At 53.9% G+C, this 1,040-nt stretch carries 1 protein-coding gene; it reads right to left on the bottom strand.

Features of this window, described 5'->3' with window-relative positions; genetic code table 11:
- On the bottom strand, positions 1-1,040 hold a 1,040-nt coding region (locus tag C9991_RS16525), incomplete at both ends, for an AAA family ATPase (RefSeq protein WP_157949529.1).

Genomic DNA, 1,040 nt, shown 5'->3' with positions numbered 1-1,040 from the left:
CAACCAGACTGTCACCAGGTTCGATGTCTTGAGCCATCATGCTCTCGCAAATCTCGTCCTCCACATAAGTCTGTATGGCACGCTTCAGAGGACGTGCGCCAAACTGCGGATCGTATCCCTTTGAAGCAAGAAAATCCTTTGCTTCATCCGTTACCTTGATGTTGTAGCCATTCTTTGCTATTCGCTTCGTCAGCTTGTCCAGCTCCACATCCACAATCTGTCGGATGGCCGTGGCGTCCAACTGGTCGAATGTTATAATCTCGTCCAGGCGGTTGAGGAACTCAGGGGCAAACTGGCGCGACAAGGCCTTCTGCACAACCGAACGCGCATACTCCTTCGACTTCTCGCCATCGGCGCCATTTATCGACGAGGCGTTGAAGCCTATGCCATGACTGAAGTCCTTAAGCTGGCGTGTTCCGGCATTCGACGTCATTATTATTATGGTGTTGCGGAAGTCAACCATGCGTCCGTTGCCATCCGTCATTCTACCCTCGTCCAACACCTGCAGCAGCAGGTTGAACACGTCGCCATGCGCCTTCTCAATCTCGTCAAGTAGTACGATAGAGTAGGGATGACGTCGCACACGCTCGGTAAGCTGTCCGCCCTCGCCGTAGCCCACATATCCCGGAGGCGCTCCAACAAGACGCGACGTATTGAACTTCTCCGAATACTCGCTCATGTCGATACGTACCAGAGCGTCCTTTGTGCCGAACATCTGCAAGGCCAGCTGTTGTGCCAAATAAGTCTTGCCCACACCCGTCGGACCAAGGAACATGAACACGCCAATTGGTCGGTTAGGGTCTTTTAGGCCAAGTCGGTTGCGTTGTATACTTCGTACAATCTTGTCCACAGCCTTGTCCTGGGCTATTACGGTTCCCTTCAATGTGCTGCCCAAACGGCGCAGACGGTCGCTCTCCTTCTCTGAGATGCGTTGCAAGGGCACGCCCGACATGGTAGACACAACGCCCTCCACATCCGACGCGTTAACGGTCTCGCGATTGCTGTCGTCGCCCGAAGCCCATTCGTCGTTAAGCTTTCTC

Source organism: Prevotella merdae (assembly GCF_900290275.1).
GTDB lineage: Bacteria > Bacteroidota > Bacteroidia > Bacteroidales > Bacteroidaceae > Prevotella > Prevotella merdae.
This window is presented reverse-complemented; position numbering and strand designations above follow the sequence as displayed.